The organism is Stenotrophomonas maltophilia group sp. RNC7, from assembly GCF_030910085.1.
Classification (GTDB): domain Bacteria; phylum Pseudomonadota; class Gammaproteobacteria; order Xanthomonadales; family Xanthomonadaceae; genus Stenotrophomonas; species Stenotrophomonas sepilia.
Genome location: NZ_JAVFVN010000959.1, coordinates 1 through 1,063, shown reverse-complemented (window position 1 = coordinate 1,063; position 1,063 = coordinate 1). Strand labels below are relative to the sequence as shown.

Sequence of the window (1,063 nt, the reverse complement as noted above, 5' to 3'; positions counted from 1 at the left end):
TAACACTTTCATATTCAAGACTATGTCCACTGAATTTACCGCTACCATTGAATTTTCCATCTACAAAGCCAGTTGTATTGAATGAAGCTTTCAGTTGCTCAATTAAACGTTCTTCTGGATCGCCGATATCAAGTTCACATTCCCATGGCTTGAATAGATTATATTTATGCCGAATGATTCTAGCTCTAGGTCTATCTGGAGCAACATCTGGATCAGTTATATCTACCATGTCACCTAGGGCAAATTCCTCATGTTCATAATCAGGAAGGATCCGAACATCCAATAATTTAATCTTATATAGATATCTAGGTCGGCAGATTAACTTTAATTCAGCCTGCGCTTTTTCCAATAGTTCAGCTTGGCTATAGATATCTTGATTTTTATAAATTCCAACATATTCCCTAGAAGTATAGCTATGATTCGTGATATATTTCTTTCCACCATTAACTGCACCTATATCCAAATCATCATGACCAAAAGGATAGAGTCTAGTTATAATTTCATTAGATTGGGTTCTAGTAATATGTTTAAGGTTCTTCTTGTATCTGACTTGAAATCCAGTATAAGGCTGCCATTTTCCAGCATCTCTTAAATGAATAATCTTATTAACACTATCGAATAAAAGATAGCCACCCCAGATGTCTTGGATCATCTTAATCAATTCAAGCCTACTAACTTTTTCGCCCTCTAAGTCACGAATTCCAGTTACATCAATAGTACCCATAGTCCAACCAGAACCTTGAAGAATAGCATATAAAGCGTGAGCAGCAGTACCAGTAGGGTAGAGGCCACCGGATAAATTAGAACCACCACCGACAATAATAACAGCTAAATCAGCGGGAGGACGGGCAGTAGGATCATTAGATATAGATGGCTCCACATAGCTTGTATCTAGTTCGTACCATTTCTCCACTGCCATAACTTTAGTCCATACAGCATTTTTATCGTCTCTAACAGTGTCCATGGCATCATCTTTACGAAGAATATACACTCTGCCACCAGCATATATTTCACACTCAGGAGTCAATTCTACTATTTTTTCAGAAGTAGCAGGGAGCATAAA

1 protein-coding gene is annotated in these 1,063 nt (G+C 37.5%); it reads right to left on the bottom strand.

The window, feature by feature from the left end; genetic code table 11:
• The coding region (locus tag RCF13_RS25105; protein WP_308141633.1) for a phage tail protein at positions 1 to 1,063 on the bottom strand (1,063 nt) is incomplete at both ends.